Origin of the sequence: Pseudoalteromonas rubra (assembly GCF_000238295.3) — a bacterium.
In the GTDB taxonomy this organism is placed as follows: domain Bacteria; phylum Pseudomonadota; class Gammaproteobacteria; order Enterobacterales; family Alteromonadaceae; genus Pseudoalteromonas; species Pseudoalteromonas rubra.
This window is the reverse complement of the sequence record NZ_AHCD03000020.1, coordinates 19,614-45,686: the sequence shown is the minus strand read 5'-3', so window position 1 is coordinate 45,686 and position 26,073 is coordinate 19,614. Positions and strand designations below refer to the sequence as shown.

The window sequence follows — 26,073 nt, the reverse complement described above, 5'->3', positions numbered from 1 at the left end:
TTGGTCTTTGTTATTTTTTATAATTTAGCGCTTAATGCTATGTACTTAAGAAGCAAAACACAAGCCTAGCACAATTAATATCTGAGTTTACAACTATTAGCCACTTCCTTACCAGTGTTCTACCAAGATTTTCATGAAATAATAGTGGCTATTCGATACGAAACGACACAGACTGAACCTCAGATGGACAAGCTTGATTTTCCTGAATCGCCATTACAACTGATCCGCGCACCAGAGCTCGATGCTGCGGGTGTTTCACTGCACGTCAAACGCGATGATCTACTCCATCCTACAATTCAGGGAAACAAGTGGCGTAAGCTCAAATATAACCTCAAGGCAATGAAGCAAGCACGACAATCAGCCTTACTCACTTTTGCCGGTCCCTTCTCCAATCACCTTTATGCCACAGCCATGGCCTGTAAGCAGTTTGGGATTCAGGGAAGTGCCATTATCCGGGGCCCACAACTAGATCAGAACAACCCGACCATCCGCTTCGCCAAAGCCTGTGGCATAACGCTGCATGCCGTTTCTCGCCAGGAATATAGATTACGTAATGACCCCGATTATCTCGCACAGTTGCAACACCGATTTCCAGATACTTTTATCGTTCCCGAAGGGGGCAGCAATCAATATGCCCTGCAAGGTTGTCAGGAACTGGCTCAAAGCCTGCCTGAAAGTCACTTTGTATGCTGCGCGGTCGGAAGCGGCGGCACATTAGCAGGAATGCTTGACGGGCTAAATGGCGACAGTCAGTTACTGGGGATCAGTGTGTTAAAAGGGGCTAAGTACCTAAATGATGAAGTACAGAGGTTAAACCCGCTTGCGGCACAGCGCACCAACTGGCAGATTTTGCATGACTATCATGATGGTGGTTACGGTAAATTTTCAGCCGCGCTGTGGCAATTTTGTCTGCGTATGCGCCTGCAACATGCACTACCGCTGGAACCGATTTACACCGGCAAGCTGATGTATGCCTTGTGGCAACTCATTGCGCAAGGGTATTTTCCGCGAGGCAGTCGCGTTATCGCTATCCACAGCGGCGGGCTGCAAGGTTTAGACGGCCTGCGCTACCGTAAACTCATCTAGCTCCAACTCACAGAGCAGGCATTACAGGCTTTGCTCAAGTTGTAACAAGGGCGCGCTAAAGTAGTAACCCTGCGCGCCATCCACACCCAGCTTTTTGATGCATTCAAATTCTTCTCTGGTTTCTACGCCCACTGCATATACCGGAACGCCGAGCTCTTTGGCCTGAGCAACAATTTGACGCACAACACTGCGCCGCTTCGCTGAGTGGTGCACCTCATGAATGAGCTCAAATGCCAGTTTTAACGCCGTCACTTGGCCAAACCGGCGCAGCGCCTCAAGTTTTAACGGCGCATTGACATGGTCCAGGACAAATCGACACCCTGCTTCCGACACGCCCGTCAGTACCTGACAACAATACTCTTCATGCTGGTAGAAGTCCTGAAGTGCCAGCTCAAAAGCAATGTCACTTGTCCGGCCTGAGATCACTACCTGTTCACGCAGCCAGTCTATAAACTCTACGTTGCTCCAGTTAAGGACATGCAGGTTAACACTCACAGAAAAACCTGCTGGCTCTTTCGCGAGCGCGTTAAGTGCATGACATAAAATGGTCTTGTCCAGCAGCATCAGATGCTCTGCACGGTGAATTTTGTGAATAAATTGCCCGGCGGACATCAACCCCAATGAGCGGTGACGCACCCTTAGCAACGCCTCGCTTTGGATCACGTCTTGCTGCGCAAAGCCAAACAACGGCTGAAAGAACAACATAAATCGCCCGGCTTTGATGTCATCCATAATCTCACTTTCTGCCCGACGTAAACTAGTGCTCAAAGTATGGTTTAGCGGCATGACATGAACATGTTGCCAGACGTTGCTTTGCGCGATACTCAGCGCTGAACGTACAACCTGATACACCATTGCCTGATCGGCGCCTTTGGTATAAAAACACACGCCACATTTCACTGCACTGCGTGACAGATCAGGGCGAAATGTGAGTAAGGCCTGGTACACCACTTCATGGATCCGCCTCGCCAGTGCATCAACATCTACTTTATCAACGGGGGCTAATGTCATCACCAATGCACCAGAGGATAAATACTTACAAGAACAGCGTTCGTACTTTGAGAAACAGCGAGCCAGCGTCACGCTAAAGTGACTTTGCGGATCCAGCTCTTCCGGTAATGTTTGACGCCACTTCAGCATCGCAAAAACGGACACTTTTCTGCTCGCCTCTACAGCTTTAGTCTGAACCTCTGGGGATAATTCGGACGTGATAGCCCGAGCTTGCGCGGCAGACAATTCTGCGCGGGACAGGCTGCGCATCCATCTCGAAAGTAAATAGCCTGCCACCAACATCAAACAGTTCATAAACAAAACGACAGGTAGGCAGTCTTGCAAAATAGGTGCGGGAGAGAGGTACAGCTCTGTATCAGCAAACTGAAATTTGACGCTTTCTGTCGCCCAAAGCCAGAGACTGGATATCTGTGCTTCGTCTGCAAACCCATAATGATGCACCAGCGTAGAAAACTCACCGACTCGACTTCCGCTCACGGAGGCGTCTAATTGCGCGAAGTGGCTTTGTAACTGGCCCGCTTGCTGAACTATCTGTGCATGGGTAAATTGCCAAAGCGCGCCGTTGACCAGTAACCAGACAACCACAATCACCGCGCGTACACCCCACCCGGTAAAGACTTCTTTGTCAGCTTTTAATAATCGACGCATGCTGCTACACAAGCCAGTAAACCCTGTATCAAGTTTTGTTCAAGACAGGCTAAAACTCAAGTTGCCTGGAGTAGATTCCTCCGCGGGCGAATAAACTCTGCCAGACCCGCGTTATAGCAATCATGTCTTAATCCATTAACCTACGCTTCAAGGCCCGACTCCTGCTGACTCCCCCCCACTCCCCCCTCTGCTATCTCTTTGCCCCTAACACACCTCAGTTACACTTCAGTGGCCGTGAGCTTCACAATAAAACTACATTGTAGTAATAATAACTTGCAGGGAATTACTATTTTGTAGTAAAAATAAGAAAAATAAATTTTAAGGGCTTCCCGTTATGTCTGAAAAAGATAAATTCTTAGGTGAATTTGAGCAAATGACGATGCTTGCATTACTACAGCTTGATAATGAAGCGTATGGTGCAGCGATTAGACAACTATTGGCAGAACAAGTGAATCGCAATGTCGCCATTGGCGCACTTTATTCAACACTAGAGCGATTAGAGCGTAAAGGTATGGTGGAATCACGGCTGGGTGAAGCCACCGCGCAGCGAGGTGGACGAGCAAAACGCTATTTCAAAGTAACAGCACAAGGCCACAGTGCACTTAAACGTGCCAGACAGGCCATGGACACTTTATGGCAAGGACTCTCTGTTCGACATTCTTTAAGCCAGGAGGGATAACTATGAGCCTCTACTCTGACAAAGAATCAGATGCCAAACCGCCAGTATTGGCAAATAAAGTCCTCTCTATATTGCTTCCTAATCGACTGCTAGAAAGCGTTCTGGGTGACCTTGAAGAAGAGTTTAATATACTGGCAAAGCAGAATATTAAACGCGCAAATCAGTGGTACTGGCAACAGACTCGTGAAACAAGCATGATTTATCTAAAGAACAAATTGGCTTCAGTTGAAATGTTGGGGCGATTGAACTTTTACTTACCACTTATCATGTTCATTATGACGGCAGGTTTAATTGTTTTGCTGTCCATATTGAGCGACCCCACCTCTATTTCCGACACGTTTTGGGATGAACTGTTACAAGGGAAAATTCATATGGCACTATTTAGTGCACACTTTTGGCACAACTTTTGGGACATTTTAGCGCTGGCAGAATGGGGAATGTTTATACACTTCGAGTCTTTCATCATCTCATTCTTCAGTATCGCAATGCTCATCCATTTATATAAAGAACAACAAGCTTCCATCATAAAACTCGCTTTGTGTGGTTATTCACTTGCTTTCATTCCTTACATATGGGGCATTATGCATATCGCAAATTATCACTTTGAAGCAAATCAAATAGGACCCATTGTTGCAACGGGTGTGCTTTGCCTTTTATATCTGCTGCCCCCAGTAAGCTACATTATCCATCGCAAATTAAAGCAGCTACAAGCAGAACATTTTGAATTTCATCAATAAAATAGAACTATAGGGAGAAGTTATGGCTCGCGTGAAATACACTCTGCTACTGCCTTTGATTGTCTGTAGCTTTGCAAGCATAAGTAGTGAAGTACAGTTAAAGTCAGTAAATAAAACGGCACCCACAGCCAGCGCTGAGGAAGCAATCATACAACACTGGAGACAACCTGACATAAATCGTGAGTTTTGGGATATCTCGGTACTGCCACAGGCGTTCATTGATGTTAAGCCTGCCCCCAGAAACGATGGCTTAGCCGTTGGTGAGCTGGGCATTGATGGCGGTAAAAAAGCCACTATTCTTGCACTGGCTGATGAACTTGCCAAAGGACAGCACGGTAATTATGACAGCCTCTTAATTCACCACAAAGGCAAGCTGGTATTTGAGTCATATTACCTAAGAGGGCGCGTAGATTTATCTCACCCCCAGTCATCCGTTACCAAAGCTTACACGGGCATGTTGCTTGGTCGTGCCATTCAACTGGGTTACCTCAGCATGGATGACTTAGACAAACCCGTGGCAGGTTTTCTGAACAAACTGGACGCTGCAAAATTTGTTGATGGTGCAAGTCATATTACATTACACCAGGCTTTAACCATGACAACAGGTCTTAGGATCAGCGATGCAACCCGTAAGTCTTTGCTGGAACGTCCTGAATTAGTCCCAGGTCAACAGGAAATTCAATTTCTTTTCGAACACAGCGCACCCATAACACCCGAGTCAAAAGGCTTTTATTACGATATTGGTCCTCAACTGATTATGCAGGTACTTGCGGCTGTAGTCCCCGGCAATATTGAAACATTCATTAAGACAGAATTATTGGGGCAATTAAACATCACAAATTTTGCCTGGAAAACTGCACCGAGCGGCTTACCTGAGTCAATATGGCGGTCGAGCTTAACATCTAGAGACATGATCAAAATGGGCATACTCGCTGCAAATAAGGGCAAATGGAAAGGCAAGCAAATAATTAATCGTGATTTTATGACCAGATCCACCAGTAAACTTATCACCACGGGAGATGATGAGATTTTCGGAGATGGCAAAGACGTCTCTAACCAGGGCTATGGCTATTATTGGTGGAGTTCAGATCTTCAATACAAAGATAAAAAATATTCGAGTGTCTCTGCACAAGGCGGGGGTGGCATATACATCATTTTAATAGAAGAATTAGATCTAATTATTGCCATAACGGCGCATCACGTGGACCATGCCACACAGCAAATTGTCGCTGAACAGATTTTACCTGCATTTATCGAATAGCATCACAGATAACGGATCATTGATTTTCCAATAAACCAAAAAGCCGCTAGTAAGCGGCTTTTTGGTTGTTTTTCAACACTGATATTTCAGTCTTTGATTAGAATGGAATATCATCATCAAAGTCAATAGGTGGCTCCATTGGGTTGCTGGCGCTGCCACTTGCATTACTGCTGGCATTGCCACCTGCGTTACCACCTGCACTACCTTGCTGAGGCGCAAAGCCACCTTGCGCAGGTGCATTATGCTGCGGTTGCTGTCCCATTGACTGACCACCGCCAAAACCACCGCCTTGCTGTTGGTTATGCTGAGGCTGTTGAGGTTGTTGAGACTGCTGAGGCGCGAATCCACCTTGTTGCTGTTGTCCGTACTGAGACTGACCGCCCTGATTCGCATTATTGCCGTAGTTGGACTGACCATAGTTTTGGCCGCCCTGTTGACCGCCCTGGTACTGGCCACCACCTTGTTCACCACGGCCACCCAGCATTTGCATCTGGCCACCCATATCAACAACGATCTCTGTGGTGTAACGTTCCTGGCCACCTTGATCAGTCCACTTACGCGTCTGTAAGCGACCTTCAATATAGACTTGTGAACCTTTACGCAGGTACTCGCCTGCTACCTCTGCCAGCTTACCGAATAGCACAACACGATGCCATTCAGTGCGCTCTTGCATCTGACCTGTGTTTTTGTCTTTCCAACTGTCGGTCGTTGCAATACTGATGTTCGCTACGCCGTTTCCGTTAGGCATATAACGTACTTCAGGATCTTGGCCTAAATTACCAACCAAAATAACTTTGTTTACACCGCGTGCCATGGCACCCTCTCCTCACACTATTGCAAGCTAGCGCAAGCCCAGGGCTTGCTTTGCTTGGTTTAAATCAAATTCTTTATCGTTTACCTTTAAGTAGGTACGATTTTCTTCACTGACAACGGTCGCTTCGATGACCCCGGGTAATGCGACCAGCTGATCCGCCAAAGCATCGGCTTTTTCAGGCTCATCAACCTCAGTAACAAAACTGAGTGTTTTACTTCGCACCGGGATTTGCATACGCCACGCAATAAATAGCCATATTACCCCAATTGCCGCAGCCGCAGCAAACACAGTTTGAGGATTAAAATGCTGGGCCAGGTAGCCGCCCATTACACCACCCGCAAATGCGCCAAAAAACTGCGAGGAGGAAAAGACCCCCATCGCCGAGCCTTTTTGAGTGGCAGGTGCAATGCGCGATACCAACGCAGGCATCGTTGCTTCCAGAAAGTTAAAAGCAATAAAATAAACAGTCATTGCTACTGCAATGCCGATCAACGAGTTTGCCGCGGGGATCAACGCCAGCGTGCTCAGCACCAGCAGCGCAATCGACGCTAAAAATACCTGCTTCTCTTTTTGTTTGCGGATCGCCACTATCATCAGCGGGGCCATCAAAACAAACGCGAGTAATAAGACCGGAATATACAATTGCCAGTGATCTTGCGCGGCTAAGCCGTCGGCAATAAGCTGGCCCGGAAGCGCAACAAACAAGGTGGTCAATGTTAAGTGTAGCAGCAACACCCCAAGGTCCAGTCTGACCAGCTGCGGATGGCGCACCAGTTTACGAATATCCGCCATGCTGGCAACGGTATCTCCTTTTGGCGCGCGATTTACAGCGCCTGGCACAATAAACAGCACGATCCCGATCCCCAATAATGCCAACGCGGCGGTGAGCCAGAAGATCCCCGCAATGCCAAACGCTGCGGCAACCATTGGGCCTAAAAGCATTGCCACAGCAAAGCTCATGCCGATACACATGCCAATCACAGCCATGACTTTAGGCCTTTGCTCATCGCGACTCAGATCTGAAGCCAGAGCCAGCAAAGCACTTGCAATGGCACCCATCCCTTGCAGAGCCCGGCCAGCCGTTACCCAATAAATTGACTCAGCCAGTGCCGCAATCACAGATCCGATGGCAAACATGATTAAACCGGCAACAATTATAGGTTTACGGCCAAATTTATCAGACAGCCAGCCCATAGGTATTTGCAGCAGCGCCTGTGTCAGCCCGTAAGCACCGATTGCCAGACCAATCCACAGTGGCGACACATCCGTGAGCGACTGACCGTAGATTGCCAGCACAGGCATCAACATAAACAGCCCCAGCATCCGAAAGGCAAAGACACTTGCCAGTGAAATGGCTGCACGTTTTTCAAGAGAGTTAAGTGATTGTTTCGACATGACACTTATTTGGCTAAGACAAAAACAGGCGCTAGTCTAGCAAAAAAGTGACCAAGTGTTGACGACCAGATCAGATTTTAGTGAGAAAAGCCGGTGTTTAATCTAATCCATACTTTGCCAGGATCCCCGTTAGCCGACCTGAATGCTGTAATCGTTCAAATGCGCTTGCCAGCTGCCGTAAGTCCTGAGCTGAGACAGACTGCCTGCTCAGCGCATAATAGACGGGCTCACGGTTAACCACCAGCGAACTCATCGTGATGTGGGCAAAGTCGGGGTTATGTTGCGACTGATACAGCACATTGAATTTCTCTTCCAGAAAGCCTGCGATCCTGCCATGTTTAAGCAAGCTAAGTTTACGTTGATTATCGGCCACATAAATAAAGCGTTGCGACTCAGCTTTTGTCTGCTCTCGCAACAGTAACTCGTTAAATACATGACCATAAAATGCCCCCTTCTGAATGGCAACGGGCACCGGGAGCTTAAACAGATCAGACAGTGTTTGCACTGGATAAGGGCGCAACTGGTTCATTGCAAATACGATGGTTTCCATTCTTTGCGGGCCAATAAAATAGGCAAACTGCTCCCGCTCAGCTGTGCGACTGACACTGAGCACCATATCAAGCTCGCCTTCAGCCAGCATTTTCAGTGCCCGGCCCCAGGGCACATTAATAAACTGATAACCGCAGCCAGCCTCATCAAGCAGTGCTTTAGCAAAATCCACATCGAGACCATGCCACTTCGACTTAGTGTCTAAACGCGATTGTGCAGCGTAATTTTCAAACCGGACAATCAGCTCACACCCGACCGCGAGCGGCGTAAACAGCACCCAGATTAAAGCGAACCAGTACAAATGTGATCCCCGCTTTCAAGGTTTATCGTAAGTTTAGCCAAGATAGCTTAATTTTACAGGCTGGATAGGGTACTCTTGGACTCTGAGAAAAACACTGTAAGTTTGTACAGCAAATAAGGCCACCATGGATAAAATAGAAGTTAGAGGTGCACGCACGCACAACCTCAAAGACATCTCTCTTACAATACCGCGCGACAAGCTCATCGTGATCACAGGCCTGTCGGGTTCTGGCAAATCATCATTGGCATTCGATACCTTGTATGCTGAAGGGCAACGCCGTTATGTCGAATCCCTGTCGGCTTACGCCAGACAATTCTTGTCACTGATGGAAAAACCCGATGTCGATCACATCGAGGGACTGTCGCCGGCCATTTCCATTGAGCAGAAGTCAACTTCTCACAATCCCCGTTCAACCGTAGGTACCATCACTGAAATTTATGATTACCTGCGCTTGTTGTTCGCACGTGTTGGTGAACCTCGCTGCCCAACTCATGACCTGCCGCTGAAAGCACAGACCATCAGTCAAATGGTGGATACCGTCCTGGGTCACCCTGAAGGCAGCAAATTAATGCTGCTGGCCCCGGTGGTCAAAAATCGTAAAGGGGAGCATGTTAAACTCCTTGAACAACTTGCCAGCCAGGGCTTTATTCGTGCCCGCATTGATGGTGAAGTATGCGACTTATCCGATCCTCCGACCCTGGAACTACATAAAAAGCACACCATCGAGGTGGTCGTTGACCGCTTCAAGGTCAAAGAGGGGCTGGAACAAAGGTTGGCCGAGTCCTTTGAAACCGCACTGGAACTGGCGGATGGCATTGCCGTAGTGGCAGCCATGGACGACAGCCTGGATGAAGAACTGGTGTTTTCCGCCAACTTTGCCTGCCCGACGTGTGGCTATGCCATGACCGAGCTGGAGCCGCGTTTGTTCTCGTTCAATAACCCTGCCGGAGCCTGTCAAAGCTGTGACGGACTGGGTGTCAGACAGTTCTTTGACCCCAGCCGGGTAGTACAAAACCCTGAGCTGAGTCTGTCCGGCGGTGCCATTAAAGGCTGGGATAAACGCAGCTTTTACTATTATCAGATGCTCAGCTCCGTCGCTGAGCACTATGACTTTGACCTCGAAACGCCGTTTCAGGACTTACCCGGCGATGCTCAAAAGGTGGTGCTCGAAGGCTCGGGACGCACCAAGATAGCCTTCAATTACCGCAATGACCGCGGCGATTTAATCACCCGTAACCATGAGTTTGAAGGCGTATTAAACAATATGAATCGCCGTTACCGGGAAACGGAATCGGCCTCTGTCCGCGAAGAACTGGCTAAGTACCAAACCAGTCAAGCCTGTCCAAAGTGTAATGGCTCCCGATTGAGAGAAGAAGCTCGTCACGTCTTTATTGGTGCCACCAATCTACCGACGGTCACGACCATGAGTATTGGTGAAGCCTGTGACTTTTTTGACGCACTGACCCTCAGTGGCCAAAAGGCCAAGATCGCAGAAAAGGTACTCAAAGAGATCCGTGACCGTCTGTCCTTTTTGATCAATGTCGGTCTGAACTACCTGTCACTGGAACGCAGTGCCGATACGCTCTCAGGTGGTGAAGCCCAAAGGATCCGACTGGCAAGCCAGATAGGTGCAGGCCTGGTGGGCGTCATGTACGTACTTGACGAGCCGTCGATAGGACTACACCAAAGAGACAATGATCGATTGCTGAGCACGCTTACCCACCTGCGCGACCTGGGTAATACCGTCATTGTGGTTGAACATGATGAAGATGCCATTCGTGCTGCCGACCACATTATCGATATCGGCCCTGGTGCCGGTGTGCACGGTGGTTATGTGGTTGCAGAGGGCAGCCGCGAAGACATCATGGCAAACCCGAAATCACTGACAGGCCAATATCTCAGTGGTCAACAAGCCATTGCCGTACCAGCTGAGCGCCATCAGACTGGTGAGCAATGGCTGGCACTTAATGGTGCCAGCGGGAATAACCTCAAAAACGTGAACCTCAGGATCCCATTTGGCCTGATGACCTGTGTTACCGGCGTGTCAGGCTCTGGCAAGTCCACCCTGATCAACGATACCCTGTTCAAACTGGCGCACAGAGAACTTAACGGGGCGACGGTTGCTGAACCCTCGCCTTATCAGTCCATCGAAGGCCTGGCGCATTTCGACAAGGTGATCGACATAGATCAAAGCCCGATCGGACGCACACCACGCTCAAACCCGGCGACCTATACCGGGATCTTTACCGCGATCCGGGAGCTATTCGCAGGCACTCAGGAAGCCCGTTCGCGGGGTTACAAGGTTGGTCGCTTTAGCTTCAATGTGAAAGGTGGTCGCTGTGAAGCTTGTCAGGGCGATGGTGTGATCAAAGTCGAGATGCACTTTTTACCCGATGTCTATGTGCCCTGTGATGTCTGTACAGGCAAACGCTACAACCGGGAAACCTTAGAAGTCCTGTATAAAGGCAAGAACATCCATGAGGTGTTGGAAATGACAGTAGAAGATGCCCGTGAGTTCTTTGATAAGATCCCGGCCATCAAACGTAAATTACAAACATTGATGGATGTGGGACTGTCCTATATTCGACTCGGCCAAGCGGCAACCACGCTATCTGGCGGTGAGGCACAACGGGTCAAACTTGCCCGTGAGCTGTCCAAACGAGATACAGGTAAAACCCTGTATATCCTTGACGAACCGACCACAGGTCTGCACTTCCACGATATTCAGCAGCTGCTGGTCGTACTGCACCGTTTACGTGACCATGGTAATACAGTGGTGGTGATAGAACACAACCTGGATGTCATTAAAACAGCTGACTGGATCGTCGATCTTGGCCCGGAAGGCGGTGCTGGCGGTGGTCAGATCCTGGTTGCAGGCACTCCGGAAGAAGTTGCTGAGTGTGCAGCTTCTCACACTGGTCGATACCTCAAGCCTATGCTATAACGGAGCGAGCAAGGGGGAGCCATGCTCCCCACTCACTTTCACGGTCAGGGAATGGAATAATAACAATGAAACTGACACTTCCCAGCGCAATACAACCCGTTGTAGGCCCTTTTTCAGCACTGCAAAAAAAATGGCTGGTATTCTGGCACACCTTGAATGTGGCACAACGCTGCTACTTTTCAGCAACCGTGCTGTGTTTGCTTGCCATCTTCAATGAACTGCCAGAAGACAGTTCACTTTATCTGGGGGCTTCAGTCCTCGCACTGATAGCCATGACCAGAGAGTTCTGGCCGAGGTTTATCCACCTATGGGAAAGCCTGCCAGGCAAAGCCGTGATTTTGCTGTTTTACGCATTCATTGCCAACTATGCACTGGCCCAGGCGGCAGGGATGGTGAATGACATCACGGGTGTGAATGCAGATCACCTGCCCTACTCACACAACTTTAGCATGCTGTTATCCGTCCCGACCTGGTTCGTGACCACCAGCATTTTACTGTTGATCCTGTTGCAACTTATTCAACCAGTTTATTTATTCGTACTTATGTTGCTGCGCCCTTTTGGGCTCCATAAATGGTGGCATAGCCCAGACTACCAATATCCTGTCACCACCGGGCTCGTGCGCTTTTTCTTTGGCTTATTTTTACTCTATCAAATGGCGGTGTTTATTTCGTCAACGGGCATGTCTCGTGGCGTGAATAGCTTTTTACGCCATATCGTAGAAGGCTTTACCGGTCAGTCAATCCAGGTCAATATTGCCATGCAAGATGACGCCGACAATGCGCTTAAACACACCACAATTGACGCCATAGCAGGCTCAGCAGTCAATGACACAGAACAAGCAAAATTGGCAGAGCAACAGGCGGAGCTGAACGAACTCAAAGTCCAGTTGTCAGCATTTGAAAAGAATGCCGACAAGTATGAACGCCATCTGCAAAACGCGCTGACTTACTTTATCTACGAGTATGAATCAGACAGCCGTTCCCGGTGTGATATTACACCAGGCACGCGGATCATCGAGTTAAACGACTACGAACTGCTGGAAATTACTAAAATTGAGGGCGATCCTGCCCGCTATGAATTTGTTGTTAAGCCTTGTATTTCAGCGGCCATCGGCCATCAGTTCCGAAGCAACTAAGCGAATATCCGGCCGGGCGCGCTATAACGCATACTTGCCTAGCGCAGCCTGCTCTTCATCACTGAGTGGTTGAGATGTTTTACCCGCAAAGTCATAACGCACCATCACGGTGCGCCCTTCGGCACAGCATTCATCATGCTGCCAGGCCTGCTGTAGGATCACAAAGGAGCTGTTACCAACCTTTTCAATCGCCGTTTTGATTTCGACAGGCTGGCCATAAAACAGCTCTCCTTTGAAGGTTACTTCTACCTTGGCAACAATTAGCTTCCATTGATGTGGATTAAGATCCGGTGTAAAAATTTTGAAAATAGGTATGCGCGCCGCTTCAAACCATACCGGGAGTACGGTATTGTTGATGTGTCCGAGGACATCCGTTTCACTGAAACGCGGCATAATAGTTTCTGACAACATAATAATTCTAACCAATTTTGGATATCAACATGACTGATTTTATTCGCATTTATGAGAATGCACTGAGTCCTGAGTTTTGCCAGCAGTTTATTCAGACCTTTGATAACAGCCCTCATCTGGCACAGGGGACCACCTCAGGAGGCGTCGACCTCAGTAAGAAAATCAGTCAGGATCTGTATTTAAATCAATACCCGGATTATGCTCAGCAATTAACACATATTCAACAAACCACGTCGAAATACCTGTTCGATTATATTGAAGAGCACTTTTTCATGATGATTGGGGCCTTCGGGCTCAGTGTGTATCATCCAAAGACTGGCCAGCCCGTCAATTTAACCGTTGATAACTTTGAGGAAGTAGGTAAACCTCAGCTCCCGATATTAACCCAACAACTGTTTCGTTTAGGGTCTATCCAGGCACAACGCTACCCGACTAATGAGGGCGGTTATCCCTACTGGCACAGTGAAGTTTATCCTCAATTGCAGCACAACGAAGCACTCCACCGGGTATTGTTATTTATGTTTTATCTCAATGATGTGGAAGAAGGCGGCGAAACCGAGTTTCATTATCAAGACAAATGCATCAAGCCAAAACAGGGCTCAATGGTGATTGCACCAGCCTACTTTACACATACACACCGGGGCAACATGCCGCGTTCCAATGACAAATATATTCTCACATCCTGGGTCTTATTTAATCGGGCGGAGCAACTATATGGCGCCCCCCCTCAGCAAGCCACGAGCTAACGGCGACGACGAATAAAATCCTGCCAGTCCAGTAACAGGGCTTCGAAATCTTCGAAGCCACATCCTGCGCTCAGGCCATGCTCTTCCAAAGCGAGCGCATCATCACTGAACGCAGACAACGCATCGGTTTGCTCGTGATATAAGTCATGGGCTTCAAACAGCGCTTCCTGATGGGTGACTATCAGGCGTACCTCACGTCCTTCCAGGCAACACTCATCCCGGGTTGCTTTAATTTCTTTCAGGCGAGCCAGCAAGGCCGGCACTGCGTCGTGCGCAAGCTCATCATTTAACCAGCGTCCAACCAGCTCATGTTCCGCTGACATTTTGACACGAAATCCGGCTATCGGATCGCGAATAAACTGATACTCCATAGTCACTTCAAAGTTATCTAATACAACGCTGTTAGTATACCTGAACCACACGACGCTGCATTGTTTAGTGCCGATAAACCCGTATAATACCGCTCTCCATTGCCAATAACTCCCTTCACAACCAACGAGTAAACCGTGACTTTCATTGATATCCTGTTTCCATTGATTTTCGTCGTCAGCTGTGGATTTGTGGCGGCGCGGATCCGATTTATCTCGGCCGCACAATTGGATGGGATCCGCGTCTATATTTTTAATCTCGCCATCCCTATGCTGCTTTTCTTGAGTATGTATCGCGCCGACTTGTCACAGGTTACCTCTGCAAAGTTACTGCTGGCGTTTTATCTGCCCGTCATTGCGCTTTACTGCCTGGTACTACTCGTGATGCGGCAACGTTTTAACCTCGCGACCGAAGAAGCCGCATTAAGCGCGTTAAACGGTACCTACTCGAATACGGTGGTGGTCGGTCTGCCTGTCATTCTGGCAGCGCTGGGTGAACAGGCTGCGGCCATGGTATTTATGATCATCCCACTGCACAGTGCCGTGTTATTTTCTCTTACTTTCATTTTGGCCGGAAAAGGGAAAGGCGGCATTGACTGGCTCAAGCCACTGTTTTTGAATCCTGTTGTACTGAGTATCAGCCTCGGACTGCTCGCCAATTTGCTGCCAGTGACTATCCCGGCTTTGCTGCTGTCAGGGATGGACTGGTTTGCCCAACCAGCCATTGCAGGTGCACTGTTTGTGTTGGGTGCCAGCCTGGTTCAGTACGGATTTCGCTCGGTGTGGTATCCGGCACTCATGGTCAGCATCGTCAAACTGCTGATACTGCCACTGTGCGTTTATCTGACAGCAACACTTTTGGCACTAGAGCCATTACAGCGCCAGGTCGTCACGCTGATGAGTGCCGCGCCACTGGGTGTCAACGCGTACCTGGTTGCCCGCCAGCTATCCGTTCAACAAGCAGTCAGTGCTGGCGGCGTTGTGCTATCTACCCTGCTAAGTGTGATCTCACTCAGCCTTTGGCTAGCTGTTTTATCAATCTGATGAGCGATACTTAGCCGCATCAATGATCGACCACAAGTGGAAAATGGCTGCCACTACCGCAGGCACTACCAGCCACCATAGTGCATATCCACCAACACAGACGACTGCGAAGATAAGCGCTGCAAGTAAACGTCCCTGCACTAATTGTCCTAAACCTGGAAAAAAGACATTACATATTGCGGCAATTACATTGCCTCCTGAACCCTGTCCTGCCATAAAGACCTCTCTTTTTTAGTTTTAACTACGCATTTGTATGGTGACGCGCAGACAATTCAATCGTATGATTTAACTGTTACATGTTTTGTGCCAAAATTACAAACGCTTAAAAATCAATAAAATAAAAAAATCACGCGACGCTCACAGCTATTAGCATAGCTTAATTGACTAACTTTTAGTGAATTAAGTCACTTTTTATATGAACCGCTGTTTGTTGCGCGCACTCAATGGGAACCTGTCATGCTAAATCGTATCACGCAACCACTCAGCCGACTGGTTGAACGATATTTACCCGACCCCTATATCTTCGTTTGCCTGCTGACCCTGCTGGTGCTCGCCCTTGCCAGCGTATTTACACCTACGACCCCACTGGAAGCCATCACCATCTGGGGGCAAGGGTTTTGGAACCTGCTGCAATTTGCCATGCAGATGCTGCTCATTTTAGTGTGTGGATATATGTTAGCCAGTACACAACCCTGTATCACTGCGCTGAACAAACTGGCCACGTTCGCTCGTTCACCTGCACAGGCTATTATGCTGGTCACCTTAGTTGCAATGCTGGCAAGCTGGTTAAACTGGGGCTTTGGTCTGGTGGTGGGCGCCTTATTTGCTAAAGCGCTCGCTCGTCAGATCGCCGTAGATTATCGCTTATTGGTGGCCAGTGCCTACTCCGGATTTATCGTCTGGCATGGCGGGCTGGCCGGTTCCGTGCCACTTACCATCGCCACGCCTGGCCATTTTGCCGAAGCTCAGATAGGTGTCCTGGGCACCAGCCAAACGCTGTTCGCCCCATTCAACCTGCTTATCCTGGGTGTATTATTGGTGAGCATGCCTCTACTTAATCGCTTTATGCTCCCACCAGCACAGTCTCAGGTCGTAGTCGACCCCAGCAAACTGGCACAACCGGAGCCACCCAGCCCACCCGCCTCAATGACTCCGGCAGAGCGTATTGAACACAGCGCTTTGATCGGTACGACAATAGGCCTGCTCGGGTGTGGTTACCTGTTTTATTATTTTTTGGCAGCCGGAGGTACGCTCAACCTCAATAGTGTCATTGCATTATTCCTGTTTCTGGCGATCTTGTTACATCGCACCCCTGCTAACCTGCTAAACAGCTTACAAGAGGCGATTAGGGGAGGTGCGGGTATTGTGATCCAGTTTCCTTTCTATGCAGGGATCATGGCTGTGATGGTCAAAACCGGGCTCGCACAGCAGATTTCGGGTGGCTTTGTCGAGATCAGTACCAGCACAACACTGCCCTTATGGAGCTTTCTCAGTGCCGGACTGGTGAACATTTTTGTTCCTTCAGGAGGTGGGCAATGGGCTGTGCAGGCACCTATTGTGATCCCCGCGGCACAAGCGCTTGGGACCGACATTGCTCGTGTTGCTATGGCCGTTGCCTGGGGCGATGCCTGGACCAACCTTATTCAACCCTTCTGGGCACTGCCAGTACTGGCCATTGCAGGCTTAAAAGCCAAAGATATTATGGGGTTTTGTTTGATTCAATTGCTGGTCAGTGGCGTGGTGATTGCACTATTACTGACCCTGGCCTAACCCGTCATGTATGCCGGTCAGCAACCTGACCGGCTAAAGATTAATTGGACAATACTTTAAGGGGCAGACTCAGCAATACGCTATCCGCGTCAGCAAAGTGCCACATCACGCCAATTAAGCCCACGCAGACAACAACATACAGCGCCGTTGAGACGATCTGACCATAGCGATCTAGCGGGATGAGATGAGCCTGATGACGGCCCCGCCACTCCAGCAAAATATCGAGTGTGCCTATCACCAGGAAGAAAACCAGCAGCATCAAACCAAAGGTATAACTGATCACCGCACCCAGCAAAATCCCAGCCAGACAGATCAACAGGCCAACCCAGGAACGCATAGAAAAACTGATACTCTTCAGTACATGTCCCCCATCGAGCGGTAAAATGGGCAACATATTAAAAAGGTTAAGCAATGCACTCAGCACCGCCACACCAGCGAATATCTCCAGCTCAGTAACATAATACAGAACCACTGCTACCAGCGAGGCAAGTAAGCCAAAAGCAGGCCCCATCAGGGAAATAATGACATTTTGCCAACGGGTAGTCAGTTTGTCTTCACTAACAGCTAACCCCCCTACAAACGGAATAAGGTAAATCCCTTTGGTTTTCAATCCAAAGTAGCGCATAGCCCGAATATGGCCGTACTCATGGATCACCAAACACGCCAATAACATCACCGCAAACTGCCAGGAAAACAGCCAGGCATACCCAGCCAATGAGGCCCCTGCCAGTGCTGCTTTAACCACATTGGCACTCTTTAGCAACTTAAACCCCAAAGCCGCCAGCCCAAGCCAGCTTCCTTTATTGTCATTATGCTGGATTGGCACCTCGAGCCATTGCCAGGGTTCGTCGTTGATTGCCACCGCCAGCAACCCCTCGGCTAGTCGGCTGCGATCCAGTTGAAGTGTGTGTCCAGCAACATTGACCTGGACAAATTGTGCGTCGATGGGTTCATGTGCCAGTCGCTGTTGATCCTGATAAACCTGAAGGATCTCCTGGCGATCCACTAGTACAGACATCCGATAGCCTGCTAAGGGAAACTCAATGCGGGTCATGTTGACTCGTCGTTAAAACATACAGTGTGCCCATTATACGCACTTTTTATCGACAAGTACCTAGCCCTGTAAGTCTGTCCAGGCACTCAACAACGCAATTATTTTCTCCCAGCTTCACCGCTGTCATGTGCGTTCTATATCCCATGTACTAAACTGACAATTAAGTTCCAAACTAAGGATAGCGTCATGCAACATCAGGCTAAACACATTCTTGTCGTTGACGATTCACAGGCGATTTTGATAGTTATGAAAGCCATACTGGCTGAGCTGGAAGTAGACTATGTGACCACCGTAGACAGTGCACCCCAAGCACTTGAGCTGGTTCGGCAAACCCCTATGCACTATGATGCGGTTTTTACCGATCTCAACATGCCTGACATGGATGGTATGGAACTGATCCGCAAGCTCGGCGAACTGAGATATCCCGGCGGGATTGTCATTATCTCTGAGATGGAAACCCGGGTGATGGATCTGGCTGCGAACCTGGCAAGACAACATAATACCCACCTGATAGGCAACATCTCTAAACCTGTGCAACTCAATGATGTAGACAGACTGCTTAAGAAGCTGGATAGTTTTATTGGTAACGATGAGTCTGAAGAGTCTTGTGTCACAGAAGATCAACTGCTGTATGCGATCAGTAATAACGAAATCACGCCTTTTTATCAGCCCAAAGTCCATCGTGGCAGCAAGAAGATCAAAAGTGTCGAAGTGTTAGCGCGCATTGTTTCTCAGCAGTATGGTGAAACCCTTCTCCCTCATCGGTTTATTGGGGTGGCTCAGGATCTGGACTTGATTAATCTGGTGACTTTTCAATTATTTGAGAAAGCCACTAAAGAGTTCCAAAAACTCAGAGCCGAACTCAATTACCCCTTTAAACTCGCTTTTAACTTGTCACCTGTGCAACTCAATGACAGTGGCTGTCCGGACAAGCTTGCTCTGATCCTCGAACTCAACCGTCTGGAACCCAAGGAAGTGATCATAGAGATCACCGAAAACCAGCCCATTGTCAGCAGCTTGCAACTGGAAACCATCAACAGGTTAAGGTTAAGAGGCTTCGACCTCTCACTGGATGACTTCGGAACCGGGTTTACTAACCTGCAGCAGTTAAAAAGCTTGCCCTTTACCGAAATCAAACTGGACCGCTCACTCATCACCTATATAGAGTGTGACCGTTTTTCTCAGGTACTGGTCGACAGCCTGATTGATATTGCACAAAATCAACAAATGGACATTGTTGCTGAAGGCATCGAGCGCATTGAAGAATTACAATATCTGGAAAAATATAAATACAGCTTGCTGATGCAAGGCTATCTGATCAGTCGGCCTAAAGCCTTACCCGAGTTTATTCGCTGGATCCACTCATGGCAGAGAATGATAAATTCAAACCCTTAGGAGATTGTGAGTTAGTCTCAGGTGTGGATGAGAAGCGTACAGTATATGTTATAGTATACGTCTAATTTACCCACAATAGGCGCAAACTATGAAGTTAAAATCGGTCGCTTTACTGCTGTTGTCTGCATTGAGTACATCACTCAGTGCTGCTCCAATCAACAAGCAGAATATTCAATTTATTGGCCCTCTGGGCCAGGCCAGCACAATTAAGCCCTATAATACGGCACATCAACAAACCATAATCGCTAACCTGGTCCCGAGCTTGTCGGGTTCAGAGAAAGCCGTGTCTATGCTGGGTGTTGACGCCAAATGGCAGCCACTGTCTCAGTTAAATGCACTGACTATGGGCGGGCTGCAGGCAATGAAAATGGAATTTTCAGTCAACCGTTTCGTGCAGGGTGAACTGGTGCTGGACGGCGTAGAGAAGGCACATATTTTCGTCAATGGTGAACGCCATTCTGACAAGATGTCCTCAACACTCAATTTACCCACCGGCGATCATCAGGTCATCATTGTTGCTGAGCAAGTCGCTGACTGGAAAAAAGTCTCTGTGGCATTCAATGGCAAAACAGACCACGATCGCCTGTTGTTTACTGACAAAACAACCAAAGCGCTGTCTGCTAAACAGTTATTCGATGCCCCAGTCGTCAGTGCCGTTTCCGTCTCACCGGATGCTGAGCATTATGTCACGACACAAAAGCACTATCAGCCGAATCGCGGTAATCAGGCGCTGACTCAAACCACGGTATTCAATGACGATGATAAAGTCATTTTCACGCTTGAAGGGGTTAACGCCAGTTCTTTGGCCTGGCGTCAGGATGGCGAACAGCTGGTTTACAGCCAGCATGGCCAGCTGAAAACGCTGGATCTCGCGACCCTGACATCCCGGGTGATCGCAGAAGATCTTAAAGGCGCCAGTGAGTTTGCCTACTTTAATGATACCAGCCTGATATTTAGCTGGTCTAAATCGCCCGCTGAAGACACATCTTTGGTGAAGCATTATCAGGGCCTGGAAGATCGCTGGTCCTATGCGCGTACCAATACACAAATCTATTTGCTAGATATTAAAAGCGGTATGATCCAGGCACTCACTGAAGGCAAACAAAGCCATACGCTTGAAGATCACGATGCCAAAAACAATCGTATTCTTACCAGCCGCGCAGTGCAGGATTATGCCGCTCCGCCCCATATGTTAACCGAGCTGGTTGAATTCAACCTGACACAGGGCTCTGAAACTGTGCTGGGTCAGTACCGCACATTCAATGAAGCCAAATATGGAGCCAAGGGGATCTATGCTGTGGCTGGTCCAGATTTCAAAAATGGCCTCGGCAGAGCGGTTGAAAAAGATCAACTCACCAATAACTACGATGGCCAGTTGTACTGGTTAGATCAGCAAGGCGCACAGGCAAAAGCGCTAAGTAAAGCCTTTAACCCCGCGATTGGCAGTATAAACGTACTCAGTAACGGCGATGTCATTGCGAAGGTGACAGATGAAGATCGTCAGCAACTGTATCTCTACGATGTCAGCAAAGATCGCTACACGCGTTTGAAAACTGGCTTAGACGTGGTTGAGCGCTTCAGTATTGCTGATAACCGTAAACCAGCACTACTCGTCGCCGGTACACAAGCTTCAGCACCACAACAACTCAAACAAGTTAACATCTATAAGAATCGCGCTCGCACTTTGTGGGACTCAGCCCCACTTGCTTATAGCAATAGCGAGATTGCTAAACTGGAAGAGTTTAACTTCACCAATAGTCAGGGCACAGAAATCAAAGGCCGGGTATACCTGCCCCACAACCTGGATAAATCCAAACAGTATCCAGCCTTAATCTACTATTATGGCGGTACTTCACCGGTCTCCAGGGCCTTCACAGGGCGTTACCCATTTAATCTGTGGGCTGCAAACGGCTATGTGGTGTATGTCTTGCAACCAACAGGGGCGACTGGTTTTGGCCAACGTTTCTCAGCTCAGCATGTCAATGCCTGGGGTGAGCAAACTGCCGATGACATTATCAAAGGCACCAAAGCATTCCTGACTGAATATCCCTATGTTGATAAAAATCGTTTGGGTAACCTGGGCGCGTCTTATGGCGGCTTCATGACCATGTTACTGACCACGAAAACAGATATGTTCAGTGCATCGATTTCTCATGCTGGTATCTCTAATATTACGTCATACTGGGGGCAAGGATGGTGGGGTTACCTCTATTCGGGTGAAGCGTCAAAGCACAGCTTCCCGTGGAATAATGCCAAATTATACTCGCAGCACAGCCCTGTCTTTAATGCCGATAAAGTAACCACTCCACTGCTGCTGTTACACGGCGATGCCGATGTCAATGTGCCAGTCGGAGAAAGCCACACTATGTATACCGCATTGAAGCTACTTGGCCAGGATGTTGAACTGATTGAAATTAAGGGCGCGGACCATCAGATATTTGCTCGCGACCGACGTTTTCAGTGGTGGGACACTATGCTCGCCTACTTTGACAAACACCTGAAAGATCAACCTCAATGGTGGCAACACCTATACGGTAAATAAAATCATGGGCAGCACTTAGGTGCTGCCTTTTTTTGAAAAAGCCATTCAACTGTATGATATTTCAGAATTAGCACATTTTTATTCACTTCTCAGGTTCATACTAAAGTTTTATTTGCATTGTTTTTTATTTGAAAATAATCAACTTACCCTTCTCAGCCCAGTTTTCTCAGTGCTAATATATAAGTGATTTATTGATAAAGTTACGGTGCTATGAACATTAACGTGCTTCTGGTGGAAGATGACGATCTACTGGCAAAAAGGATCGCAAACCATTTTGCAAATACTGAATTTCAGCTCACGCTGGATAACACCGGTGCACAAGCATTGCAGCTCGTTCATAATCAAATCAATGAAGGCAACCCCTTCGACATGGCCATTGTAGATGTTGTATTACCCGCAACGGATGGTCTCAATCTTGCCAAAGAACTCAATACGCTTACCGATATCGGCGTGATCATGCTTTCCAGCCGCGATACACAAGCAGATCGTATTGCTGGCTTAGCTCAGGGCGCCGACGATTACGTCTGTAAGCCTGTTGACCTGCTCGAGCTGGAACTTCGAATGCGTGCCCTGTATAAACGTATCGCAGGCAGCAAAGGGGAAGACGAGTCTGAAGAATTCATCGAATATGCTGATTTCAAGCTTCACCCGGATAACCGGACGCTCATTAATCCGCATGGCGACGAAGCCAGACTCACAGAAGCGGAGCACAAAGTGCTTATTTGCCTGATTGCGAACGCCGGTAAAGCCACTTCCAGAGCCAAAATTTCAGAAGAAATTGGCCAGCCAGATTGGAGTCCGAGCGACCGAACTGTTGATGTGCTTATCGGCAGACTGCGGAAAAAGCTCGGTGATGAAAAAGAGCAGAAACGCATTGTGACTGTTCGTGGCAAAGGCTATATGCTATCCACCTAATCACGCACCTAGCTGTATGTTAGCTGCCCCAATAAACGCTCAAATGCCCGATAACTGAGTGCCTCTTTCAGGTCAGGAACCGTTATTTCCGGACGATGTGACAAGTCTGCTATCGTTCTGGCTACCTTAATGATGCGATGATAAGAGCGTGGCGAGAGGTTCAGCTTCTCCGTTGCTCGGGCAAGCAGCTGCGCAACATCAGGTGCCAACGTACAATACAGCTCAATTTCCCGGGTCGTGAGCCTCGCATTTGCTTTACCCTGGCGGCTCAAGGCAATGCTGAACGCAGCCTCAACTCTGCTACGTATCGCCTCACTGCTCACTTCCGGTTTAGAGGATTGCAATTCCTGCGTACTGAGTCTGGGTAACTCTATCTGTAAGTCTATCCGGTCGACAAAAGGGCCTGATATTTTACTTAAGTACCTCAATACCTGCTCTGGCGATGCGCGTTTATCAGTATGGCAGCCAGTAGGGCTCGGATTAAGTGCAGCGATGAGCTGAAAACAGGCGGGAAAATCAACTTGCTGTGCAGCACGCGAAATGGTCACCTGCCCGGTTTCCATCGGCTCTCTGAGAGAGTCCAGCACCTTACGCTCATATTCAGGCAATTCGTCTAAGAAGAGCACCCCATTATGCGCCAAAGATATTTCACCCGGACGGGGGTTAGACGAGCCTCCTGTAATTTCCATTGCTAACTGATAGTATCAATGTGGTTTACATTGATAAAGCGAAGCGACATGCAATTCTATTCTTCAAAAGCTAGGAAAATAGGTGTTACCAATCGCAGTATCTCAGGCACGGTTCCTGATATCGGCTCATATGAATCTTCACTTGAACGAGATTTCATGGAGCTATTCAGGTTCGACTCGAGCATGGATTCCATTGTTCCTCAGCCTCTCACCATTGGTTATTTCACTCCCTCTGGACAACCTAGGCACTATACGCCCGATGGATTACTCACATACAAGCAAGACTTAGAACTCCCCCCTGTTTTATACGAAATTAAATACAGAGAAGACTTTAAAGGGAGCTGGAGAAAACTAATGCCTAAGTTCCGTGCAGCAAAAAGCTTAGCGAAAGAGAAAGGGTGGCTCTTCAAGGTTTTCACGGAAAAAGAAATCAGAGGTCCCTTTTTGAACAATGTAAAATTTCTTTGGCCATACAAGCACCGAACATTTGATGAAGCTATGCTTGTGCATGTCCTAACTATTATGAGTGATTTGCAAGAAGCCGATCCAGCGTTGTTAACCGCTACTCTTTTTAGTGACAAGAAAAATCAAGCCCTGGTCATCCCTGTAATTTGGCATCTGATAGCTAACTTTAAAATAGGCTGCAACTTAGACTTGCCTCTAACAATGCACTCTAAACTCTGGACTAAGGAAGATATATGAAGTTCATAACCCCCGGTAAATTAGTATATTGGAATGGAAAACCAATGTTGGTTCTTGAGCTTAAAGGCTTTACTGAAGCGATACTTCGCTCTGTTGAAAACGGAAGTACAAGTATCGCCAGAGTCTGTGACTTATACCTTAGTCCAGCAGATGAGACTCAAAAACATAGTGGAAAACACCTGATAGCTGAAGACAAAGAGTGGCAACTTGCTCTCGATAGGTTTGAGGTAATAAAACCACTCTTAAACAACCCCGGCAGAACTGAAAATGATGTTCGGCAAATAGCAAAAAGCCAAGGCAAGGGCACAACAACTGTCTACAGATGGTTAAAACGGTTTGAAGAAACCGGATTAGTATCTTCATTACTGCGACAACCCAGAGAAGATAAGGGCAACAACAAGCTCTCTAATGAAGTTGAAGAACTGATAAATGTACAAATCGAATCTGTGTATTTAAAGCAAGAAAGGCCTTCTGTACTAAAACTATACCGAATAATTAAAGCCGAGTGTATGGAAGCAGATCTGCCAGTCCCTCATAAAAACACAGTTTACGCTAGAGTGCGTAAAATTGAAGAGAAGGAGTTAGTTCGCAAGCGTATTGGACCAAAATCAGCCAAACAACAATTCCAGCCTGTGACGGGGAAGTTTCCTGGTGCCGATTACCCTAATGCTGTTGTACAAATGGATCATACTCCTGTTGATTTAATCATAGTTGACGAAGAACACAGGTTACCTATCGGTAGACCATACCTTACGATTGCTATTGATGTCGCAACCAAAATGATTTCTGGATTCAAAGTAACACTGGACCCGCCTAGTGCGTCCAGTGTCGGACTGTGCTGCGCGCACGCCATTGTCCCGAAAGAAAACTGGCTGGCAAAAAGAGATATTGATGCCGAGTGGCCGATTTATGGAAAGATGGAAAAAATTCATGTCGATAACGGTAAAGACTTCCACAGCAACATGTTGAAAAGGGCCTGCCAGCAACACAATATTATCCTCGAATATAGGCCAAAAGGCCAACCCAACTATGGCCCTCATGTTGAGCGAGCCTTCAGAACATTTATGCAAGAAGTACAAGATATTCCAGGAACAACATTCTCATCTGTAAAAGACAAACTTGACTATGATTCTGAAGGCAATGCTTGTATGACATTGTCTGAACTAGAACAATGGTTTACTGTGTTTGTTGTGTACTGCTACCACCATCGTCCCCACAAGGGTATAAATGATATTCCGCCAATAAAACTGTATACCGAAGCAATCTTTGGAGACAAAGATAAACCTGGGATAGGATTGCCAGCCCCCATTGAAGATGAGGAAACATTACGTCTTGACTTCACACCTTATATCGAAAGGACAGTGCAGCGCCAAGGGGTTGTAATTGATAAAATACACTATTATTCAGATGTGTTAAGAAAATGGATTGAGGCCAAAGATCCAACTGACCCCTCCAAGAAAAGGAAGTTTATTTTTGCAAGAGATCCCAGAGATATAAGCGTCGTGTATTTTTTTGATCCCGATACGCTCAAATATGTTTCCATTCCATATTTACACACTTCACATCCGACTATTAGTCTATGGGAGCTCAAAGCTGTCGTTAAATCCCTAAAAGAAAAAGAACATTACGCAGTTGATGAAGATGCTATTTTTAAAGGGATTCAAAAAATGCGGCAAATTGAAGGCGAGGCAATTGAAAAAACACGGCTCGCAAAACAGCAAAGAGCCTCCGAAAAACGGAAACGGAGAATGTCAGAAAGGCGAAACAACTGGACCGTTGAGCATACAACACCATTGCCCTCTCCTCCTAATGAACCTATCGATGATGAGGTAGATGATATTGAACCGTTTTCTGACGTCGAGTTTAGCTAAGGAAA

General features: G+C 47.8%; 22 protein-coding genes and 1 pseudogene. 14 read left to right on the top strand and 9 right to left on the bottom strand.

Annotated elements, in window-relative coordinates; genetic code table 11:
- Nucleotides 1-183 precede the first annotated feature (183 nt).
- A complete protein-coding gene (locus tag PRUB_RS00335) occupies nt 184-1,086 on the top strand; it encodes a 1-aminocyclopropane-1-carboxylate deaminase/D-cysteine desulfhydrase (RefSeq protein WP_010386658.1) in 903 nt (300 codons plus the stop codon).
- 21 nt (nt 1,087-1,107) lie between these two features.
- Here PRUB_RS00335 and PRUB_RS00330 read toward each other — a convergent pair whose 3' ends face one another.
- The gene (locus PRUB_RS00330) at nt 1,108-2,745 is read right to left on the bottom strand and encodes an EAL domain-containing protein (RefSeq protein ID WP_010386659.1); all 1,638 of its coding nucleotides are present in this window, start codon (nt 2,743-2,745) and stop codon (nt 1,108-1,110) included.
- 334 nt (nt 2,746-3,079) lie between these two features.
- On the opposite strand from PRUB_RS00330, the gene PRUB_RS00325 reads away from it, so the two are divergent.
- The 3 genes from PRUB_RS00325 to PRUB_RS00315 are packed head-to-tail and all read left to right on the top strand — an operon-like array spanning nt 3,080 to nt 5,422.
- Nucleotides 3,080-3,424 (top strand): PadR family transcriptional regulator, encoded by a 345-nt coding sequence (locus tag PRUB_RS00325; RefSeq protein WP_010386660.1) that lies wholly within the window; start codon nt 3,080-3,082, stop codon nt 3,422-3,424.
- A 2-nt stretch (nt 3,425-3,426) separates the two neighbouring features.
- The gene (locus PRUB_RS00320) at nt 3,427-4,161 is read left to right on the top strand and encodes a hypothetical protein (RefSeq protein ID WP_010386661.1); all 735 of its coding nucleotides are present in this window, start codon (nt 3,427-3,429) and stop codon (nt 4,159-4,161) included.
- A gap of 22 nt (nt 4,162-4,183) precedes the next feature.
- Nucleotides 4,184-5,422, top strand: a complete 1,239-nt coding sequence (locus tag PRUB_RS00315; RefSeq protein WP_010386662.1) for a serine hydrolase domain-containing protein — start codon at nt 4,184-4,186, stop codon at nt 5,420-5,422.
- A 97-nt stretch (nt 5,423-5,519) separates the two neighbouring features.
- Here PRUB_RS00315 and ssb read toward each other — a convergent pair whose 3' ends face one another.
- The 3 genes from ssb to PRUB_RS00300 form a co-directional block, all read right to left on the bottom strand.
- Complete coding sequence (ssb, locus tag PRUB_RS00310) at nt 5,520-6,236, bottom strand: single-stranded DNA-binding protein (protein WP_010386664.1); 717 nt, start codon at nt 6,234-6,236, stop codon at nt 5,520-5,522.
- Nucleotides 6,237-6,263: 27 nt separating this feature from the next.
- On the bottom strand, nt 6,264-7,631 hold the full coding sequence (locus tag PRUB_RS00305) for an MFS transporter (RefSeq protein WP_010386666.1): 1,368 nt from the start codon (nt 7,629-7,631) through the stop codon (nt 6,264-6,266).
- Nucleotides 7,632-7,728: 97 nt separating this feature from the next.
- Nucleotides 7,729-8,481 (bottom strand): substrate-binding periplasmic protein, encoded by a 753-nt coding sequence (locus PRUB_RS00300; RefSeq protein WP_010386667.1) that lies wholly within the window; start codon nt 8,479-8,481, stop codon nt 7,729-7,731.
- 124 nt (nt 8,482-8,605) lie between these two features.
- On the opposite strand from PRUB_RS00300, the gene uvrA reads away from it, so the two are divergent.
- On the top strand, nt 8,606-11,425 hold the full coding sequence (gene uvrA, locus PRUB_RS00295; protein ID WP_010386668.1) for an excinuclease ABC subunit UvrA: 2,820 nt from the start codon (nt 8,606-8,608) through the stop codon (nt 11,423-11,425).
- 65 nt (nt 11,426-11,490) lie between these two features.
- Nucleotides 11,491-12,561: a hypothetical protein gene (locus tag PRUB_RS00290; protein ID WP_010386669.1), complete on the top strand. Its 1,071-nt coding sequence runs from the start codon at nt 11,491-11,493 to the stop codon at nt 12,559-12,561.
- 21 nt (nt 12,562-12,582) lie between these two features.
- Here PRUB_RS00290 and PRUB_RS00285 read toward each other — a convergent pair whose 3' ends face one another.
- Nucleotides 12,583-12,972, bottom strand: a complete 390-nt coding sequence (locus PRUB_RS00285; RefSeq protein ID WP_040644679.1) for an acyl-CoA thioesterase — start codon at nt 12,970-12,972, stop codon at nt 12,583-12,585.
- A gap of 29 nt (nt 12,973-13,001) precedes the next feature.
- Between PRUB_RS00285 and PRUB_RS00280 the strand changes: the two genes are divergently transcribed.
- On the top strand, nt 13,002-13,718 hold the full coding sequence (locus PRUB_RS00280) for a 2OG-Fe(II) oxygenase (protein ID WP_010386677.1): 717 nt from the start codon (nt 13,002-13,004) through the stop codon (nt 13,716-13,718).
- Here PRUB_RS00280 and PRUB_RS00275 read toward each other — a convergent pair.
- Nucleotides 13,715-14,140: a YacL family protein gene (locus PRUB_RS00275; protein ID WP_242065200.1), complete on the bottom strand. Its 426-nt coding sequence runs from the start codon at nt 14,138-14,140 to the stop codon at nt 13,715-13,717. The genes PRUB_RS00280 and PRUB_RS00275 overlap by 4 nt on opposite strands.
- An 84-nt stretch (nt 14,141-14,224) precedes the next feature.
- On the opposite strand from PRUB_RS00275, the gene PRUB_RS00270 reads away from it, so the two are divergent.
- Nucleotides 14,225-15,130, top strand: coding sequence for an AEC family transporter (locus PRUB_RS00270; RefSeq protein ID WP_010386679.1), 906 nt, complete (start codon nt 14,225-14,227; stop codon nt 15,128-15,130).
- Here the strand turns inward: PRUB_RS00270 and PRUB_RS00265 are convergent.
- The gene (locus PRUB_RS00265; RefSeq protein WP_010386680.1) at nt 15,122-15,346 is read right to left on the bottom strand and encodes a hypothetical protein; all 225 of its coding nucleotides are present in this window, start codon (nt 15,344-15,346) and stop codon (nt 15,122-15,124) included. The genes PRUB_RS00270 and PRUB_RS00265 overlap by 9 nt on opposite strands.
- A gap of 240 nt (nt 15,347-15,586) precedes the next feature.
- On the opposite strand from PRUB_RS00265, the gene PRUB_RS00260 reads away from it, so the two are divergent.
- Nucleotides 15,587-16,900, top strand: a complete 1,314-nt coding sequence (locus PRUB_RS00260; protein ID WP_010386681.1) for a short-chain fatty acid transporter — start codon at nt 15,587-15,589, stop codon at nt 16,898-16,900.
- A gap of 40 nt (nt 16,901-16,940) precedes the next feature.
- Here the strand turns inward: PRUB_RS00260 and PRUB_RS00255 are convergent, their stop codons facing one another.
- Entirely contained in the window at nt 16,941-17,954 is a 1,014-nt protein-coding gene (locus PRUB_RS00255; RefSeq protein ID WP_010386682.1) for a site-2 protease family protein, read from the bottom strand.
- Nucleotides 17,955-18,140: 186 nt separating this feature from the next.
- Between PRUB_RS00255 and PRUB_RS00250 the strand changes: the two genes are divergently transcribed.
- The 3 genes from PRUB_RS00250 (at nt 18,141) to PRUB_RS00240 (ending at nt 22,806) form a co-directional block, all read left to right on the top strand.
- Nucleotides 18,141-19,349, top strand: a complete 1,209-nt coding sequence (locus tag PRUB_RS00250; protein WP_010386683.1) for an EAL domain-containing response regulator — start codon at nt 18,141-18,143, stop codon at nt 19,347-19,349.
- 88 nt (nt 19,350-19,437) lie between these two features.
- A complete protein-coding gene (locus tag PRUB_RS00245; RefSeq protein WP_010386684.1) occupies nt 19,438-21,891 on the top strand; it encodes an alpha/beta hydrolase family protein in 2,454 nt (817 codons plus the stop codon).
- A gap of 210 nt (nt 21,892-22,101) precedes the next feature.
- Nucleotides 22,102-22,806 carry a response regulator transcription factor gene (locus PRUB_RS00240; protein ID WP_010386686.1) on the top strand — a complete coding sequence of 235 codons (705 nt, stop codon included), beginning with the start codon at nt 22,102-22,104 and terminating at the stop codon, nt 22,804-22,806.
- Between the two features lie 8 nt (nt 22,807-22,814).
- Here the strand turns inward: PRUB_RS00240 and PRUB_RS00235 are convergent.
- Nucleotides 22,815-23,498 (bottom strand): annotated as a pseudogene (locus PRUB_RS00235) (ATP-binding protein); the annotation flags it as partial.
- Nucleotides 23,499-23,543: 45 nt separating this feature from the next.
- Here PRUB_RS00235 and PRUB_RS00230 point away from each other — a divergent pair.
- Complete coding sequence (locus PRUB_RS00230; RefSeq protein WP_021032768.1) at nt 23,544-24,197, top strand: heteromeric transposase endonuclease subunit TnsA; 654 nt, start codon at nt 23,544-23,546, stop codon at nt 24,195-24,197.
- Nucleotides 24,194-26,068 carry a helix-turn-helix domain-containing protein gene (locus tag PRUB_RS00225; RefSeq protein ID WP_010386690.1) on the top strand — a complete coding sequence of 625 codons (1,875 nt, stop codon included), beginning with the start codon at nt 24,194-24,196 and terminating at the stop codon, nt 26,066-26,068. The genes PRUB_RS00230 and PRUB_RS00225 overlap by 4 nt, the downstream gene beginning before the upstream one ends.
- Nucleotides 26,069-26,073 lie beyond the last annotated feature (5 nt).

What these genes read in the sequence shown, in the direction of transcription:
- PRUB_RS00245 (WP_010386684.1), top strand. Translation starts at nt 19,438, where the DNA reads ATGAAGTTAAAATCGGTCGCTTTACTGCTGTTGTCTGCATTGAGTACA.
- uvrA (WP_010386668.1), top strand. Translation starts at nt 8,606, where the DNA reads ATGGATAAAATAGAAGTTAGAGGTGCACGCACGCACAACCTCAAAGAC.
- PRUB_RS00255 (WP_010386682.1), bottom strand. Translation starts at nt 17,954, where the DNA reads ATGACCCGCATTGAGTTTCCCTTAGCAGGCTATCGGATGTCTGTACTA.
- PRUB_RS00260 (WP_010386681.1), top strand. Translation starts at nt 15,587, where the DNA reads ATGCTAAATCGTATCACGCAACCACTCAGCCGACTGGTTGAACGATAT.
- PRUB_RS00225 (WP_010386690.1), top strand. Translation starts at nt 24,194, where the DNA reads ATGAAGTTCATAACCCCCGGTAAATTAGTATATTGGAATGGAAAACCA.
- PRUB_RS00285 (WP_040644679.1), bottom strand. Translation starts at nt 12,972, where the DNA reads ATGTTGTCAGAAACTATTATGCCGCGTTTCAGTGAAACGGATGTCCTC.
- PRUB_RS00305 (WP_010386666.1), bottom strand. Translation starts at nt 7,631, where the DNA reads ATGTCGAAACAATCACTTAACTCTCTTGAAAAACGTGCAGCCATTTCA.
- PRUB_RS00290 (WP_010386669.1), top strand. Translation starts at nt 11,491, where the DNA reads ATGAAACTGACACTTCCCAGCGCAATACAACCCGTTGTAGGCCCTTTT.
- PRUB_RS00330 (WP_010386659.1), bottom strand. Translation starts at nt 2,745, where the DNA reads ATGCGTCGATTATTAAAAGCTGACAAAGAAGTCTTTACCGGGTGGGGT.
- PRUB_RS00230 (WP_021032768.1), top strand. Translation starts at nt 23,544, where the DNA reads ATGCAATTCTATTCTTCAAAAGCTAGGAAAATAGGTGTTACCAATCGC.
- ssb (WP_010386664.1), bottom strand. Translation starts at nt 6,236, where the DNA reads ATGGCACGCGGTGTAAACAAAGTTATTTTGGTTGGTAATTTAGGCCAA.
- PRUB_RS00335 (WP_010386658.1), top strand. Translation starts at nt 184, where the DNA reads ATGGACAAGCTTGATTTTCCTGAATCGCCATTACAACTGATCCGCGCA.
- PRUB_RS00320 (WP_010386661.1), top strand. Translation starts at nt 3,427, where the DNA reads ATGAGCCTCTACTCTGACAAAGAATCAGATGCCAAACCGCCAGTATTG.
- PRUB_RS00280 (WP_010386677.1), top strand. Translation starts at nt 13,002, where the DNA reads ATGACTGATTTTATTCGCATTTATGAGAATGCACTGAGTCCTGAGTTT.
- PRUB_RS00240 (WP_010386686.1), top strand. Translation starts at nt 22,102, where the DNA reads ATGAACATTAACGTGCTTCTGGTGGAAGATGACGATCTACTGGCAAAA.
- PRUB_RS00325 (WP_010386660.1), top strand. Translation starts at nt 3,080, where the DNA reads ATGTCTGAAAAAGATAAATTCTTAGGTGAATTTGAGCAAATGACGATG.
- PRUB_RS00250 (WP_010386683.1), top strand. Translation starts at nt 18,141, where the DNA reads ATGCAACATCAGGCTAAACACATTCTTGTCGTTGACGATTCACAGGCG.
- PRUB_RS00315 (WP_010386662.1), top strand. Translation starts at nt 4,184, where the DNA reads ATGGCTCGCGTGAAATACACTCTGCTACTGCCTTTGATTGTCTGTAGC.
- PRUB_RS00265 (WP_010386680.1), bottom strand. Translation starts at nt 15,346, where the DNA reads ATGGCAGGACAGGGTTCAGGAGGCAATGTAATTGCCGCAATATGTAAT.